At 70.2% G+C, this 16030-nt stretch carries 11 protein-coding genes; 6 read left to right on the top strand and 5 right to left on the bottom strand.

Going from position 1 to position 16030, the window contains the following annotated elements; translation table 11 throughout:
- The first annotated feature begins 5 nt into the window (after positions 1-5).
- From OG446_RS03330 to OG446_RS03305, 6 genes are all read left to right on the top strand, one after another.
- Complete coding sequence (locus OG446_RS03330) at positions 6-317, top strand: urease subunit beta (protein WP_328892598.1); 312 nt, start codon at positions 6-8, stop codon at positions 315-317.
- Positions 310-2031 carry an urease subunit alpha gene (locus OG446_RS03325; RefSeq protein ID WP_328892597.1) on the top strand — a complete coding sequence of 574 codons (1722 nt, stop codon included), beginning with the start codon at positions 310-312 and terminating at the stop codon, positions 2029-2031. Before OG446_RS03330 ends, OG446_RS03325 begins: the two co-directional genes overlap by 8 nt.
- A 13-nt stretch (positions 2032-2044) precedes the next feature.
- Positions 2045-2707: an urease accessory protein UreF gene (locus tag OG446_RS03320; protein ID WP_328892596.1), complete on the top strand. Its 663-nt coding sequence runs from the start codon at positions 2045-2047 to the stop codon at positions 2705-2707.
- A gap of 49 nt (positions 2708-2756) precedes the next feature.
- Positions 2757-3434: an urease accessory protein UreG gene (gene ureG / locus OG446_RS03315; protein ID WP_328892595.1), complete on the top strand. Its 678-nt coding sequence runs from the start codon at positions 2757-2759 to the stop codon at positions 3432-3434.
- Positions 3431-4228 carry an urease accessory protein UreD gene (locus tag OG446_RS03310; RefSeq protein WP_328892594.1) on the top strand — a complete coding sequence of 266 codons (798 nt, stop codon included), beginning with the start codon at positions 3431-3433 and terminating at the stop codon, positions 4226-4228. The genes ureG and OG446_RS03310 overlap by 4 nt, the downstream gene beginning before the upstream one ends.
- 154 nt (positions 4229-4382) lie before the next feature.
- Entirely contained in the window at positions 4383-5960 is a 1578-nt protein-coding gene (locus OG446_RS03305) for an alpha/beta hydrolase (RefSeq protein ID WP_328892593.1), read from the top strand.
- A gap of 80 nt (positions 5961-6040) precedes the next feature.
- Here OG446_RS03305 and OG446_RS03300 read toward each other — a convergent pair whose 3' ends face one another.
- From OG446_RS03300 to OG446_RS03275, 5 genes are all read right to left on the bottom strand, one after another.
- Entirely contained in the window at positions 6041-6754 is a 714-nt protein-coding gene (locus tag OG446_RS03300; RefSeq protein WP_328892592.1) for a lysophospholipid acyltransferase family protein, read from the bottom strand.
- 501 nt (positions 6755-7255) lie between these two features.
- Positions 7256-9379 carry a glycoside hydrolase family 6 protein gene (locus OG446_RS03295; protein ID WP_328892591.1) on the bottom strand — a complete coding sequence of 708 codons (2124 nt, stop codon included), beginning with the start codon at positions 9377-9379 and terminating at the stop codon, positions 7256-7258.
- Between the two features lie 205 nt (positions 9380-9584).
- Positions 9585-11060 carry a GH12 family glycosyl hydrolase domain-containing protein gene (locus tag OG446_RS37135; RefSeq protein WP_443050262.1) on the bottom strand — a complete coding sequence of 492 codons (1476 nt, stop codon included), beginning with the start codon at positions 11058-11060 and terminating at the stop codon, positions 9585-9587.
- Positions 11061-11122: 62 nt separating this feature from the next.
- On the bottom strand, positions 11123-13879 hold the full coding sequence (locus OG446_RS03280; protein ID WP_328898184.1) for a glycoside hydrolase family 48 protein: 2757 nt from the start codon (positions 13877-13879) through the stop codon (positions 11123-11125).
- Positions 13880-14070: 191 nt separating this feature from the next.
- Positions 14071-15606 (bottom strand): endo-1,4-beta-xylanase, encoded by a 1536-nt coding sequence (locus tag OG446_RS03275; RefSeq protein ID WP_328892590.1) that lies wholly within the window; start codon positions 15604-15606, stop codon positions 14071-14073.
- Positions 15607-16030: the final 424 nt, after the last annotated feature.

Genomic DNA, 16030 nt, shown 5'->3' with positions numbered 1-16030 from the left:
CGCCGATGATTCCGGGAGAGATCCTTTACGCGCAGGCCCCTGTGCCGCTCAACGCGGGCCGGCCCGTCAGCCGCCTCACCGTCCTCAACGCGGCCGACCGGCCGGTGCAGGTGGGGTCGCACTACCACTTCGCCGAGGCCAACCCCGGCCTCGAGTTCGACCGTGCGGCCGCGCGCGGACTGCGGCTGAACATCGCCGCAGGAACGGCCGTCCGCTTCGAGCCGGGCGTCCCTGTCGACATCGAACTCGTCCCGCTGGCCGGGCGGCGTGTCGTCCCGGGCCTGCGCGGCGAGGCCGGAGGTCCCCTCGATGGCTGAACTCCACCGTGCCGTGTACGCCGACCTGTTCGGCCCCACCGCCGGCGACCGGATCCGACTGGCCGACACCGATCTGCTCGTGGAGATCGAGGAGGACCGCTGCGGCGGACCGGGACTCGCGGGCGACGAGGCGGTGTTCGGCGGCGGCAAGGTGATCAGGGAGTCCATGGGGCAGGCGCGCACCACCCGCGCCGAGGGAGCGCCGGACACCGTGATCACCGGCGCCGTCGTCATCGACCACTGGGGTGTCGTCAAGGCGGACATCGGCATCCGTGACGGCCGGATCACCGGGATCGGCAAGGCCGGAAACCCGGACACGATGGACGGCGTCCATCCGGACCTCGTCATCGGCCCCGAGACCGAAATCATCTCGGGCAACGGCAAGTTCCTCACCGCAGGCGCCATCGACGCCCATGTGCACTTCATCTCGCCGACCCTCGTCGACGAGGCGCTCTCCAGTGGCATCACCACCCTGGTCGGCGGCGGTACCGGCCCGGCCGAGGGCACCAAGGCCACCACCATCACCCCGGGTCCCTGGCACCTGGCCAGGATGTTCGAGGCGCTGGAGGCGTACCCCGTCAACATCGGCCTGCTCGGCAAGGGCAACACGATGTCCCGTGACGCCATGCACTCCCAACTGCGGGCAGGTGCACTCGGGTTCAAGATTCACGAGGACTGGGGTGCGACCCCTGCGGTCATCGACGCCTGCCTGGGCGTCTGCGAGGAGACCGGTGCCCAGCTCGCCATCCACACCGACACCCTCAACGAGGCCGGGTTCGTCGCCGACACCCTGGCCGCCATCGCCGGGCGCACCATCCACGCCTATCACACCGAGGGTGCGGGCGGCGGGCACGCCCCCGACATCATCAGTGTCGTCTCGGAGCCGTACGTCCTGCCCAGCTCGACCAATCCGACGCGGCCGCACACCGTCAACACCATCGAGGAACACCTCGACATGCTGATGGTCTGCCACCATCTGAACCCCGCCGTGCCGGAGGACCTGGCGTTCGCCGAGTCGCGGATCCGGCCCTCCACCATCGCGGCCGAGGACATCCTGCACGACCTCGGCGCCATCTCGATCATCTCCTCCGACTCCCAGGCCATGGGCCGCATCGGCGAGGTCGTCCTGCGCACCTGGCAGACCGCCCACGTGATGAAGAGGCGGCGAGGCGCACTGCCGGGCGACGAACGGGCCGACAACCACCGGGTCCGTCGCTATGTCGCCAAATACACCATCAATCCGGCAGTGGCGCAGGGCCTAGACCGGGAGATCGGCTCCGTGGAGACCGGCAAGCTCGCGGATCTGGTCCTGTGGGAACCCGCCTTCTTCGGGGTCAAACCGCAGCTCGTCATCAAGGGCGGCCAGATCGCGCACGCGCAGATGGGCGACGCCAACGCCTCCATCCCCACCCCGCAACCCGTACTGCCGCGCCCGATGTTCGGTGCGGTCGGCAGGGCCCCCGCCGGCAACTCCTTCAACTTCGTCGCGGCGGCCGCGATCGAGGACGGGCTGCCTGAGCGGCTCGGCCTGGGAAAGCGGTTCGTGCCGATCACCAGTACCCGGCTCGTGACCAAGGCCGACATGCGGGAGAACGACGCGCTGCCCCGGGTCGACGTCGACCCGGACAGCTTCGCGGTGACGATCGACGGTGATCGGGTCGAGCCCGATCCGGCCGCCGAACTCCCGATGGCCCAGCGCTATTTCCTCTTCTGAGAACGGACCAGGGATGAGCCGTGCCGCCCTCCTCGTCCTGTCCGACGGCCGCTTCCCGGCAGGGGGCCACGCCCACTCCGGCGGCGCCGAAGCGGCCGTCGTGGCAGGGCGCATCCGCAACGCGGACGACCTCGCCGCATTCTGCCGGGGCCGTCTGCACACGACCGGTCTCACCGCCGCGGCACTCGCCGCGGCGGCTGCCCACGGCCACGACCCGCTGGCCCTGGACGAGGCAGCCGATGCCCGCACGCCCTCACCGGCCCTGCGGGCGGTCGCCCGCAAGCTCGGCCGGCAGCTGATGCGGGCCGCCCGCGCGACCTGGCCGGGCGAGGAGCTCGACGCGTTCGCACTGGCCCGGCCACGCGGCGGCCACCAGCCGGTCGTGCTCGGCCTCACCGCGCGCTCGGCCGGGCTCGCACCCGAGGACGCCGCACACTGCGCCGCGTACGAGACGGTCGGCGGACCGGCCACCGCCGTCGTCCGGCTGCTCTCCCTCAACCCCTTCGACGCCACCGCCGTACTGGCCCGACTTGCCCCCGAGCTCGACCACGTGGCCGAGCTGGCCGCCGCTGCCGCACGCGGACCCATCGGCGAACTTCCCTCCTTCTCCGCCCCGTTGCTCGACATCGCTGCCGAGGCCCACGCCGCACGCCCCGTCCGGCTCTTCGCCTCGTGACCTCGCAGCGCCGAGACGTAAGCCGCCCGAACAGCACAGGAGCCGCACCATGCACCTCGATCACGCCCACGTCGGACCCGCCGCCCTCGGCGCGGACGCCGCACGCCCCGACGGCACCCGGCGGGCCCTGCGGATCGGCCTCGGCGGACCCGTCGGATCCGGCAAGACCGCTACCGTCGCAGCGCTCTGCCGTGCCCTGCGCGACCAGCTGTCCCTGGCCGTCGTCACCAATGACATCTACACCCGCGAGGACGCGGCGTTCCTGCTGCGCAACGCGGTGCTGCCGCCCGAGCGGATCCAGGCGGTCGAGACCGGCGCCTGCCCGCACACCGCCATCCGCGACGACATATCCGCCAACCTCGAAGCCGTCGAGGACCTGGAGGACACCGTGGGACCGCTCGACCTCATCCTCGTGGAATCCGGCGGTGACAACCTCACGGCCACCTTCTCCAAGGGGCTCGTGGACGCCCAGATCTTCATCATCGACGTCGCGGGCGGCGACGACATCCCCCGCAAGGGCGGTCCCGGCGTCACCACGTCCGACCTGCTGGTGATCAACAAGACCGACCTGGCGCCCTACGTCGGTTCCGACCTCGGCCGGATGGCCCATGACGCCGCACAGCAGCGCGGCGAACTGCCCGTCGCCTTCACTTCGCTCACCTCGGGCGAAGGCGTCGGCCCCGTCGCGGACTGGGTACGGGGGCAGCTCGCCTCCTGGACCGCGTGAGCGTCCGCGCTACCGCCCGCATCACCGCCGTATGCGACGCACGCGGCGTCACCACGCTCCCCGTCCTGGAGAGCGACGGGCCGCTCGCCCTCCGTCGGACGAGGGCCGTCCTTCCCGGGGCCGCACGCGTCACCGTCGTGGGCGCGATGAGCGCCCCGCTCGGCGGCGACCGGCTCGCCCTCCAGGTGCGGGCCGGGCAGGGCACCCGGCTCACCGTCGACTCGGCGGCGGCCACCGTCGCCCTGCCCGGGCCCGGATCCGAAGCGGCAGCGGCCCACTACGCCATCACGCTGAAGGCGGAGGAGGACGCCGAGCTCCACTGGCTCCCCGAGCAGCTGATCTCGGCGCACGGCAGCGAACTCCACATGACCACCGTGGCCGAACTCGCCCCCACCGCACGGCTGGTACTGCGCGAGGAACAGATCCTGGGCCGGCACGGCGAGGCCACCGGATCACTGCTGAGCAGGCTCACCGTCCACCGCGCAGGACGCCCGCTCCTCGACCAGCAACTGGCGTACGGGCCGGGCGCGCCCGGTGGCTGGGACGGCCCGGCCGTGCTCGGCGGACACCGGGCGGCCGGACAACTGCTGGTCGTGGACCCGGCCTTCGGGGACCGGGGCCCGGACACCCGGCTGCTGGGGGCCACGGCCGTGCTCACCCGGCTGGCCGGTCCCGCCGTCCTCGTGTCCGTACTCGCCGCAGACGCACGGGAGTTGCGCACCCTGCTGGACCGGGCGGCGGAGGAACTCGCGGCTGCCGCACCTGGCCGAACACCGGCTGCCGCGCATGGCTGAACACCGCTGGCAGGACTCCGGTGTCCGGTTATCGATTCGGTAAAGAAGTGTGTGTGCGATCTGTCTCGGACGGCTCACAGGAGACAGGATCCGCGGGAGGTTCCTACTGAACTGCGCCGCACCCGAAGGCGCTTCACCATGGGGGAGGTTCCACTTGAGACGCACAGCAGCGTTCGGCTCAGCCGGCGCTCTGATCGCGGGCACGCTCATAGCGGGCGCGATAGCCGCACCGGCTGCCACCGCCGAAAGCCGCCACCACAACGGCTCCGAGGCGCGCGGCGTCCAGCTGGCCGTGGCACGCGCGGCCAGGGCCGGCATCGACTGGGCGGACTGTCCGGCCGACTGGGCCATCGCCGCGCCGATCCAGTGCGGATGGGTCACCGTCCCGCTCGACTACGCACGGCCCGACGGCAAGCAGATCAAGATAGCCGTCGACCGCCACGTCAGCACCGGAACCAGCGGCGAACGCCAGGGCGCCCTGATCTACAACCCGGGCGGACCCGGCGGCTCGGGCATGGCGTTCCCCAAGCGGATCGCCACGAAGAGCCCGCTCTGGGTGAACGCGGCCAAGGCCTACGACTTCGTCGGCTTCGACCCGCGCGGCGTCGGCCACTCGGCGCCGATCTCCTGCGTCGACCCGCAGGAGTTCGTCAAGGCACCCAAGGCCGACCCGGTGCCCGACTCCGAGGCCGACAAGCGCGCCCAGCGCAAGCTCGCCGCCGAGTACGCGGACGGCTGCGCCGAACGCAGCGGCGAGATGCTGCCGCACATGACCACGCCCAACACCGCACGCGACCTGGACGTCATCCGCGCCGCGCTCGGTGAGAAGAAGCTCAACTACCTGGGCGTCTCCTACGGCACCTACCTGGGCGCGGTCTACGGCACCCTCTTCCCGTCCCATGTCCGCCGCATGGTCGTCGACAGCGTCGTCAACCCGGCGAAGGACAACATCTGGTACCAGGCGAACCTCAACCAGGACATCGCCTTCCAGAAGCGCTGGGACGACTGGAAGGCCTGGGTCGCCGCCAACGACGCCACCTTCCACATCGGCACGACCCCGCAGAAGGTCGAGCAGGAGTGGCTGAAGCTGCGTGCGGCCGCGAAGAAGAGCCCGATCGGCGGCGTCCTCGGCCCCGCCGAGCTCATCGGCTTCTTCCAGAGCGCCCCGTACTACGACTCCGCCTGGGCACCCACCGCCCGGACCTGGAGCGCCTACCGGGCCGGCGACACCCAGGCACTGATCGACGCCGCCGCCCCCGACCTCTCGGACACGGCGGGCAACATCCGGTCCGAGAACAGCAACGCCGTGTACACAGCGGTCGAGTGCGCGGACGCCAAGTGGCCCACCAACTGGCGGACGTGGGACCGCGACAACACCCGGCTGCACAGGGACTACCCGTTCATGACCTGGGCCAACGCCTGGATGAACCTCCCCTGTGCGACCTGGCGCGCCAAGCAGCAGACCCCGCTGAACGTCCGTACCGGCAAGGGACTGCCGCCGGTGCTGATCGTGCAGTCCACGCGTGACGCCGCAACTCCCTACGAGGGCGCCGTCGAGCTGCACAAGCGCTTCAAGGGTTCGCGGCTCATCACCGAGGAGGGCGCCGGCTCGCACGGCGTCACCGGGCTGGTCAACTCCTGCATCAACGAGCGGGTGGACAGCTACCTGCTCACCGGGAAGACCGACCGCCACGACGTGACGTGCGCCCCGCACGCCACGCCGAAGCCGTAACACCCGCACCGTCCGAGTAACGGGACGGGCCGCCGGTATTCACCGGCGGCCCGTCCCTTCGTGCGTCGTGATACCGCCCGTCAGCGCTTGCGCCTCGGGGGCTTCTCCGCGCCGTCCGCCTGCTCGGCGGCCTTCACCTTGGCCGCGTACTCGTCGACGTACTCCTGACCCGACAGACCGAGGATCGCGTACATGATCTCGTCGGTGACCGCCCGGATGGCCGCCTTCTCGTTCTCCAGACCGGCATAGCGGGAGAAGTCCAGGGGTTCCCCGAAGCGGATGGTGACCTGCTTGATGCGCGGCACGACCTTGCCGGGCGGCTGGATCTCGAAGGTGCCGACCATCGCACACGGCACCACCGGCACGCCCGCCCGGATGGCCATCACCGCCACACCCACCTTGCCCTTGTACAGCCGGCCGTCGTGCGAACGGGTGCCCTCCGGGTAGATGCCCAGCAGCTCACCCCGGCCCAGTACCCCGAGCCCTTCGCGGATCGCCGCCTGCCCCGCGTCCTTGCCCGACCGGTCCACCGGGATCTGACCGACGCTGTGGAAGAACGCCGCGGTCAGCCGGCCCTTCACACCGGGCCCGGTGAAGTACTCGGCCTTGGCGAGGAAGGTGATCCGCCGCTTGATGATGGCGGGCATCAGGAAGTGGTCGGAGAAGGACAGGTGGTTGCCGGCGATGATCGCCGCGCCCTCCGCCGGAATGTGCTCCATCCCCTTGATGACGGGGCGGAAGAACAACCGCAGCAGCGGCCCCAGGACGACGTACTTGAGCACGTAATAGAACACGGGCGGCTCCAAGCTCTGCCGGATCGGCTCCGGGGCTGCGTTCTCCCAGGTCAGCGGATTTCTTGACGTGTACAGCCTAGGGCCGGGCGGCGCGTCCTGTAACCGTCCGCGAGCGGGCCGGGGTGATGTCGTGCGCGTCGGAGCGGACCTGGATCCCCGATGGTACGCGGCGGGGGCGCCCGGTCCGGGACCGTCATCGCCCGGGGACAGGACTGCGGTGCCTGGACCAGGATGTTCTTCGTGACGAGGACCAGGGGCACGGAGTCGATCCGGTCCGCCTCCTTCCCGGCGAGCAGCGCCAGGACTTCCTGACGGCCGAGGTCCCGTTCACCGGAGAAAGGCCGCCGGCACGGCCGGCATCACGGTGCCCGCCGTGCTCTGAACCGCCCCCGCACATGACACCGCCCCCTGCCGGTTCTCCGGCAGAGGGCGGGTCCGTTGGGGTTCCCGGGTCCTGGCCCGTCACCGCGTCAGGGCGGGGACGGGGCCAGGACGGCGGGGTCAGGGAGCGGTGCCCCAGGCGAGGGCGCCGGTGACGTACAGGCCGACCTTCGCCGCGTCGGCGTAGCTCGTGGACGTCGAACGGCTGTAGTCGTCCGCCTCGTTGAAGTTGGACCAGTCGCTCTTGTTCAGCCGCATCTGGATCTCACCCGTGGAGGCTCCCGCCGCCAGGGTGCCGCTGCCGAACGAGACCTCCAGGTAGTGGCTCGCACCGGCCGCCGAACCGTTCGTCTTCACACTGTGGGTGAGGTTCCCGCAGCCGATGACCGCCCAGTCGCACGAGGTGCCGAAGGTGGAGGCCCCGGCCTCGGGAGTGAACCAGTAGCGCAGCTTCACCGTGGACAGGTCCACCGCGGTGCTGCCGGTGTTGACCAGCTGCAGACCCATCCGGATCTGGTTGTCGGTCGCGGAGGAGTCGGTGTTCTTGTACTGGACCTTGAGCGAGCCCGTTCCGGTGCCACCGCCCGCGGACGTGGTGGCGGACAGCGCCGAGGAGGCCGCCGAGACGTTGCCGGCCGCGTCCTTGGCCTTGACCGTGTAGCTGTACGCGGTGGAGGCCGACAGACCCGAGTCCGTGTAGGAGGTCGTGGTGGACGAGCCCACCTTCACACCGTCACGGAACACGTCGTAGCCGGTCACTCCGGTGTTGTCGGTGGACGCCGTCCAGGACAGCGAGACGCTGCCACTGGTCTTCGCCGTCACGGTCACACCGGTCGGCGCGGTCGGCGCCTGGGTGTCGTCGCCGCCGCCCGGGTTGCCGCCGCCGTCGATCGGCGGGTAGGCGTTCTTCACGAGCTCCTGGAACTGCGCGGAGAACCAGTGGCCCGCGAGCGGGGAGTTCGGCAGGGCGCCGGTCATGCTGTTGCCGTTGCGGCCGTTGCCCTCGTACGTCGGGTCGCACATCCGGTCGAAGCCCTTGCCCTCATCGTTGTCGATGGGGGCGCTGTTGCCGTCCGACTCGCCCGGGGGCTTGGCCCACACGTACGCGTCGATGCCGGCCTCGGGGGCCGCGGTGGGACGCTCGCCGACTCCGGCGCCGGACTGGTTGCACCAGTTACCGGCGTGGATGCGACGGTCGACCCGGCCGCCGTTGACGTAGGTGTCCACGCTGGTCAGCGGACCTGCGGAGGTGGGCCGTGCGGAGCCGCCCCAGCCGTTGCGGGCCGTGTCGATCAGCATGCCGATGTTGGAGTTGAAGCCCTGGCTCACCAGCAGGGTGCGCAGCGCCTGGGCGAACGTCAGCTCATCGGTGTAGTAGTTCCAGTCGACCCACTTCGACTGGCGCACCGTCGTGCCGTTCACGGTGTCCGTGATCTTGAAGTTCGGCTCCTTGAGAGCCGAGTAGTTGGCCGTGTTCACGATGAAGCCGGCCACGTCGTTGACCGTGGCTCCTTCGGACGTGGCGGCCTTCTTGAACTCCGTGGCGGCCGGACCCATGTTGGTGTCCCAGCCGAGCCATCCGTGGTGGGCGGCGTCGATGTAGTTGTAGACGTTGGGAATCGCGCCGAGGGTGTGCAGGGCGTAGCCGATGCCCTTCTCGTAGTTCCCGTTCGCCTTCATCACCGCGCAGGCGTCCGTGGAACCGGCGGTGCCGCCCGCGTTGGTGACGATGTTGGGCAGCGAGTCGGGCTCGATGAGGGTGACGATGCGCAGGCTCGCGTACGCCGGGTCGGCGAGGATGTCGGAGATCGGGTCGATGTACTCGTTCTTGTAACGGTCGAGCTCGGTGGGACCGAGCTCACCGTTGGACGCCAGCGCGGAGCAGTCGCGTCCCGGCAGGTCGTAGATGACGACCTGGAACAGGTCCGCACCCTGGGCCAGTGCGGTGTCCAGGTGCTCGCGCAGGCTCATCTTGGAAGCCGAGCCCTCGATGGCCGCGATGCGGTCCATCCAGACGAAGGACGGATTGTCGGCGATGGCGGCACCACCCGGTTCGGCCCTCGCCATGGCGGACCAGTCCTCGTTCACGTAGGGCGTGGCGCCCACGTACGGGTTGTCGACCCGCGCGGCGGCTGCGGAGGCGGGGGTCGGGATCGCCACCATCAGTGCTGCGCCCATGGCCAGGGCGGAGGCTGCGGCAAGCCTCCGGTGTAGCCGGTGCATGATCCTACCTCTGGTACTCATTGCGGCTCCGTATTCTTCTCATACATCTGCGGAAGCTCCCCGCAGACGGCTTGTGGGGTGTCGCTCCGGGACGCCGTCTGCGGAGACGGTGATCCGGGTGGCGCGTCGGTGAGGACGCCGGTGGTTCCCCGATGGCGGGCGGAGCGGGGTGAATGGATAGCCCGCCACCGGGAGTTCAGTGGGTGACCTGCTGTTCGGCGACAGGTCAGGGAGCGGTGCCCGCGGTCAGGGCTCCGTTGACGTACACCCCGACCTTCGAGGCGTCGGCGAAGGCCGTGTTGGCGGCCCTGCTGTAGTCGTCGGTCTCGTTGAAGGAGGACCAGTCGGCCTTGTTGAACCGGAGCTGCATCTCCCCGGTGGAGGCTCCGGGGGCGAGGCTGCCGCCGCTGAAGCCGACCTCCAGGTAGTGGTCCGCGCCCGGTGCGGAGCCGGCGGACGCCACGCGGTGGGTCACCGTGCCGCAGCCGATCACCGCGTAGTCGCACGAGGTGCCGTACGAGGCGGAGCCGGACTCACCGCTGAACCAGTAGCGCAGGGAGACCTTGCTCAGGTCCACCGCCGTGCTGCCGGTGTTGACCAGCTGGAAGCCGGGCCTGATCTGGTTGTCGCCGGGCGCCGAGTCGTTGTTCTTGTACTGCACCTTGAGCGTCCCGGTCGTTCCGCCGCCTCCTGCCGTGGTGGTCGCGCTGACCGCCACGGAGGCCGCGGACGTGTTCCCGGCGGCGTCCCTGGCCCGCACGGTGTAGCTGTGCGAGGACGAGGCGGCGAGACCGGTGTCGGTGAACGAGGTGGATGTGGTCGAGCCCGCCTTCACCCCGTCGCGGTAGACGTCGTACCCGCTGACGCCCGTGTCGTCCGTCGCGGGGGTCCAGGACAGGGAGACCGAGCCGGCGGTCGTGCCGGTCACGGTCACACCGGCCGGCACCGTCGGCGCCTGGGTGTCCTCCCCGCCGCCACCGGACTCCGTGCTCGCCTCGAAGGCGAACTCGTTCATCCCGAGGCCCTGCCCGCCCTGCCAGATCTCGAAGCCGGCCTCGGCGTCGATGAGGTAGTGCGCCGGGTTGATCGACCCACGGCCCACGCCGTCGTCGATCAGGTCCAGCACATCGAAGTCGGCGAGCTCGGTGGCGCCGCCCTGGAGGACGTACGAGATCACCTTCCAGCCGGAGGCGCCGGGACCGGTCCAGACGTCCCACGTCCGGCCGTCGAGCTGCACCGTCGCGGTGCGGGACCCGATCGGCTGGACTCCGCCTCGGTGGTTCATCCAGATCATCACCTCGGTGCCGTCCGGCTGATCGTCGGTGACCGGCGCCGAGTTGAACCAGATGTCCATCGACACGTTGTACGCGCCGGAGCCGACCTGGGTGGTCGACCAGTCGGTCGTCACGCTGCCCAGCTCGTCGACGCGCAGCGGCAGCCCGCTGTCCGTCGTGCACGCCCCCCAGTGACAGCCCTTGTAACTGGAGGGGTACGTCGCCGGGGCACCGTTCGTCGGCAGCGAGAACGAGGACTTGGTGACGCTCCAGGCTCCCGTGTCCGGGTCCACGCTGACGCACTGCTCGGCTTCGGAGTTCCACTCGTTCTGCTGGTAGAGGTACTCCCCGCCCTGCAGTTCGGTGGTGCCCCACTGGGTGCAGTCGGTGACCGGCGCCGCCGAAGCGGCCGGGGCGCCGGTGAGCATCGACGCGGCGGCGAGTACGAGCGCGGCGGCCGCCCCCGCCAGCGCCGGCAGTCTCGGGCCGGTCACGGCTCGACGCCCCAGGCAAGGGCGCCGGCGACATAGGCGCCGACCTTGGAGGAGTCGGCGTACGCGGTGTTGGTGGCCCGGCTGTAGTCGTTGCTCTCGTTGAAGTTGGACCAGTCGCTCTTGTTGAGCCGCAGCTGGAGCTCGCCCGTCGACGCACCCGCGGCCAGCGTGCCGGCGCCGCCGGTGAAGCCGACCTCCAGGTACCGGTCGGCACCCGTCTTGGGGCTGGAGACGGCGACCACCTTGTGCGTGATGTTGGACGAGCCGAGAGCGGCGTAGTCGCAGTAGGTGCCGAAGGTGCTCGGGCCGCCGTCGGAGGTGAACCAGTAGCGCACCTTCACCGTCGACAGGTCGATCGGGGCGCTGCCCGTGTTCACCACCTGCAGGCCCAGCCTGATCTGGTTGTCGGTGGTGGACGAGTCGCTGTTCTTGTACTGGACCTTCACCGCGCCGGTGCCGGTCGAGCCGCCCGTCTTCGTGGTGGCGGTCACCGCGGCCGACAGCGCCGAGGTGTTGCCGCCCGCGTCCCGTGCCGCGACCGCGTAGGTGTACTCGGTCGCCGCGGCGAGGTCCGTGTCGGTGAACGTCCGGGTGGTGGCGTTGCCCGCCAGGACCCCGTTGCGGTAGACGTCGTAGCCGGTCACGGCGACGTTGTCGGTGGAGGCGGACCAGGACAGCGACACGCTGTTGCTCGTCGTCGCCGTCACGGCCAGGCCGGCCGGAGCCGTCGGCGGCTCGGTGTCGCCGCCCGGCTCGCCGCCGCCCTCCACCAGCAGCTCCGCGTAGATCGCGAAGGCCAGCGCGAGCGCCGCCTGTGCCCAGAACCGGTGGTAGGTGAAGGTGGGGGCCGCGCCGCCGTCCAGGTAGGCCTGCACCTTCGGCCAGTCCGGGTCGTCCTTGTACCAGCTGCGGATGTCGATGAAGGTCACGCCCGGCTCGACGGTGTCGCCGTTCGGCATCGTGCCCGACCACCCGGCGGGGATGTAGACCTCCTCGTTGAAGCGGTTGTAGTCCTTCCTGGTCTCCGGCACCGAGATGCCCTTGTCCGTGGCGTTCAGCGCCATGGCGTCCAGCAGCGCCTTCGCCAGTGCCCCGGCGTCCTCGTCACCCGACTTGGCGGCGTAGTACGTGAGCGTCTTGACGTACGCGGCACCCACACCGACGTCGTTGGCGTAGTCCACGACCGAGACGTGCAGACCCGCGTTGCTGCCGGGGGACGCCGCGTTCCAGGTGTCGGGCTGACCCGTCCACTTGAGCGTGGAGGGGAAGCGGAAGCTGCCGTCGGCACCGACCGTCGTCTCGGAAGAGGCCCAGGCGACCCACTTGGACAGCACCGCCTCGGCGGCCGCGTTGCCCGTCTCGTGGTAGTACGCGGCGAGGCGCTCCATGCCCCAGGCCTGGAAGCCGAACCAGTTGTTGCTCGCCGGGTCGTGGTAGACCGGCTGCCAGTCGTAGGCCATGCCGTAGAAGGTGGGCGTGCCGGCCGGCGGCTTGCCGTAGTTCCCTTCCCAGCTGTTGGTGCAGCCGCCCGCGAAGGCGCCCTCGCTGGACTGCAGCCAGGTCAGGAACTCCAGCTGCCGGGTGAGGCTCTTGGACCAGTCGGACCTGGCCGTCGCCGACTTGGGGGTCAGCGCCGGCACGTTGGACAGCGCCCAGGCCGCCAGCGGGTTCTGGTAGCCCTGGTGGGAGGCACCGTCACCGATGCGCCACGCCCAGCCGCCGCCACTGCCGGCTGCCGCACCGCCCCACGCGTAGTACCAGGACAGCAGGTAGTGCTGGGAGTCCCGCCCCGTCGCCGCCGGGCAGGAGTTGGGGTCGGTGCAGTCGCCGATCCGCTTGAAGTACTTGTCGAACATCGCGTAGCGGAGGTAGTCGCCCATCTTGGCGGCCTTGGCGACCGAGGCCGAGACCTCGCCCGCCTTGCCCTGGGCCGAGGCCCAGCGGAACGCCCAGTAGGCAGCCTGGACCGCGCGGGCGTCGGCGTCCGGCGCGTTGGTGTACTTCCACTGCTTGGCGTAGCTCGCGTCGTCGACGAACAGGTCGAGGTATCCGTTGGGGCCGCCGTACTTGAAGAGGTCGGTGGTGGGCTGAGGGACCGTCTCCCACACCGATTCCTGCGCCCCGCGCTGGTAGGTGTTGATGTACGAGGCTCCGGCGCCCGGCCCGGACTCGCCGCCGGTGCCCGGCTTGTTGCCGTAGCCGTAGACGTTGTCCAGGTCCATCAGCCAGTGCATGCCGTACACGTCCATCGTCCCGTAGGAGGAGGCGAGTTCGGTGGCGAGCGGGTCCGTTCCGGACTTGACCGTGCCGTCCAGGGCGGCCGGGTAGCCGCTGGGCAGCGGGTGCTCCGGGGCGTAGGTCGCGGGGGACGACGGGTTGTAGGAGTCGGCGGTGGACTGGTCCGCGTGCTGGGGGATGATGGTCTTCTCGGCCACCGCCCAGGCCGCGTTGAACGGCGCCCAGTCACCGGTCACCCGTCCGTACGCGGCCTCCAGCCACATCCAGAAACTGACGGCCTCCGACGTGGTCTGGTGGCCGTGGTCGGGCGCCTCCACCATCAGGGTCTCGACCGAGTGGTACGGCAGGCCGTCCGGGCTGAAGTAGCCGTTGGCGGACGCCTTGATCTTGCCGTACTGGGTGAGGAAGGCCTGGGTGTACGGGTCGTCGGCGGCGGCGGCCGCACGGGCGCCGGTGCCGGCCGCGGACGCGGGCTTGGCGACGGCGGTGCCCTGTACCAGACCCGCGGCGAGCAGGCTGCCGCCCAGGGCGCTGCTGAATGTTCTACGTGATATCGACACAAATCCTCCATTGGCGGGTGTCGTTGGGGAAAGGGGGACGAAAGAAGGGGGACGGGGGTGGGAGCGGGGAGACGCGCGGGGAAGGCGCGGGGTGATGCGGCGGGGAGCGGAAAGCGGTGGGAGCGGATGGCCGGCGTGGCCGACGGTCAGGGCTCGATGCCCCAGACCAGTTCGCCGCCGACGTACACGGTGATCCTGTCGGCGTCCGCGTACGAGCTGCCGGATCCGTGGCTGTAGTCGTCCGACTCGTCGAAGTTCGACCAGTCCGTCTTGCTGAGGCGCAGCTGGATCTCTCCGGTGGTGGCGCCGGGCGCCAGGCTGCCGCCGGTGAAGCCCACTTCGAGGTAGTGGTCGGCGCCTGTCCTCGGGGTGCTCACGGCGGCGACGCGATGGGTCACGGTGGAGCAGCCGATCGGGGTCCAGTCGCACCAAGTGCCGTACGTGGATGCCCCGTTGTCGGAAGTGAACCAGTAACGGACCGTCACGTCCGAGAGTCCGGACGCCGTGTCGCCGGTGTTCACGAGTTGGAGGCCCGGCTTGATCTGGTTGTCGCCCGAGGAGGAGTCGCTGCTGCGGTACTGGGCCTTGAGCGTGCCCGGTTCGCCGCCCTCGCCGCCGTCGTCGTCTCCGCCCAGCGCGGTGCGCACGGCGGAGTGGGCGGGCTTCGGCAGCAGGTTCTCGTCGTACAGGTTGGCCGCGCCCTCACCCGGGAACGTGCTGGGGACCCAGGAGTACTTGTCCGTGTAGTCCCAGACGGTGATGCCGACGCAGCGCTCGACCGCCAGGCAGGCCTCGGTCACCTGTCGGTAGTACGAGGACTGTGTGGCCGTCTTGGCGCTGTCGGCGGGCAGTTGCATACGCACGTCGAGTTCGGTGACGGCCACGTCGAGCCCGAGGTCGGCGAACCGCTGCATGTTCGCCTGCATCTGGTAGGGGAAGCCGTACTGCACGGCCAGATGCGCCTGCATGCCGACCCCGTCGAGCGGCACACCCTCGTCCAGCAGCTCGCTCACCAGGGCGTACATGGCGTCGCTCTTCGCGCCGAGGCCCTCGATGTTGTAGTCGTTGATGTACAGCTTGGCGTCCGGGTCCGCGGCGTGGGCGGCGCGCAGGGCGGTGGCGATGTAGTCGCTGCCCATGGCGGTGTAGAAGGGGCTCGTGCGGAAGGTCCCGTCCTCGTTGAACGGCTCGTTCACCACGTCCCACGCGGAGACCGCGCCGCGGTAGTGCGTCGCCTCCTCGGTGACGTGGTTCGTCATGGCGGCCTCGACCTGCGCCGATGGCAGCGCGTCGACCCAGCCGGGCAGCTGGTTGTGCCAGACGAGCGTGTGGCCGCGCACCGTCTGGCCGTGTTGCTGGGCGAAGTCGGTGATCACATCGCCCTGGGCGAAGTTGAACTGGCCCTGCGCCGGCTCGGTGGTGTCCCACTTCATGGAGTTGCCGGGGGTGATCTGGCCGAACTCGGAGCCCAGGACGGCCGCGTAGGCGGCATCGGGCAGCTCGGGGTTGTCGGTGGCGGAACCGAAGTACTTGCCCTGGGCGGTGGCGAGTTCGTGCAAGGTGCCCTGCTCGGCCGCGGTCGCCGGTGCGCCCATCAGGGTGGAGGCGAGGGCCAGGGCTCCGACCAGGAGGGTCGGGAGCCCTCCCGTGCGGCTGTGTCTACAGCGCTTCACCAAGCTCATGACAAATGCCTTCCTCGGCCGGGCGGCATGGAGCGTTACGGGGGGCGCGGCTGCGCCCCGTAACACCCCTTTCACCACCCGGTGTTGGGGGAGAAGGGAGGGGAGTGGAGTGTGCAAGTCTTGATTGTGGGAGCGCTCCCAAGGTGGCGTGGTGATAGGCACCTGTCAAGACTTAAATCACAACTGCCTTACGAGCGCGTTAACTCGGCCACTCCTCGAACGGACGCCGGGGGAGGTGGGGTTGGCCGCCCTTCGAGGTGCCTGCGTTGCCCGCCGGCGGGGGTGCTTCCGACGGCGCGTGAACGCTCCGTTCCGGGAGTGGCTCATGCCGCGGGTGAGGCGGAGGCGGCCCGTTCGCGATTGCGTGCGGGCGGCCGGGCTGGGGTCGTGAGGGCTGACGGCCGGTGCGCACGGTGGGTGACGG

The organism is Streptomyces sp. NBC_00236, assembly GCF_036195045.1.
In the GTDB taxonomy this organism is placed as follows: Bacteria; Actinomycetota; Actinomycetes; order Streptomycetales; family Streptomycetaceae; genus Streptomyces.
The sequence above is the reverse complement of the archived record's forward strand: the minus strand, read 5'-3'. Positions and strand labels throughout refer to the sequence as shown.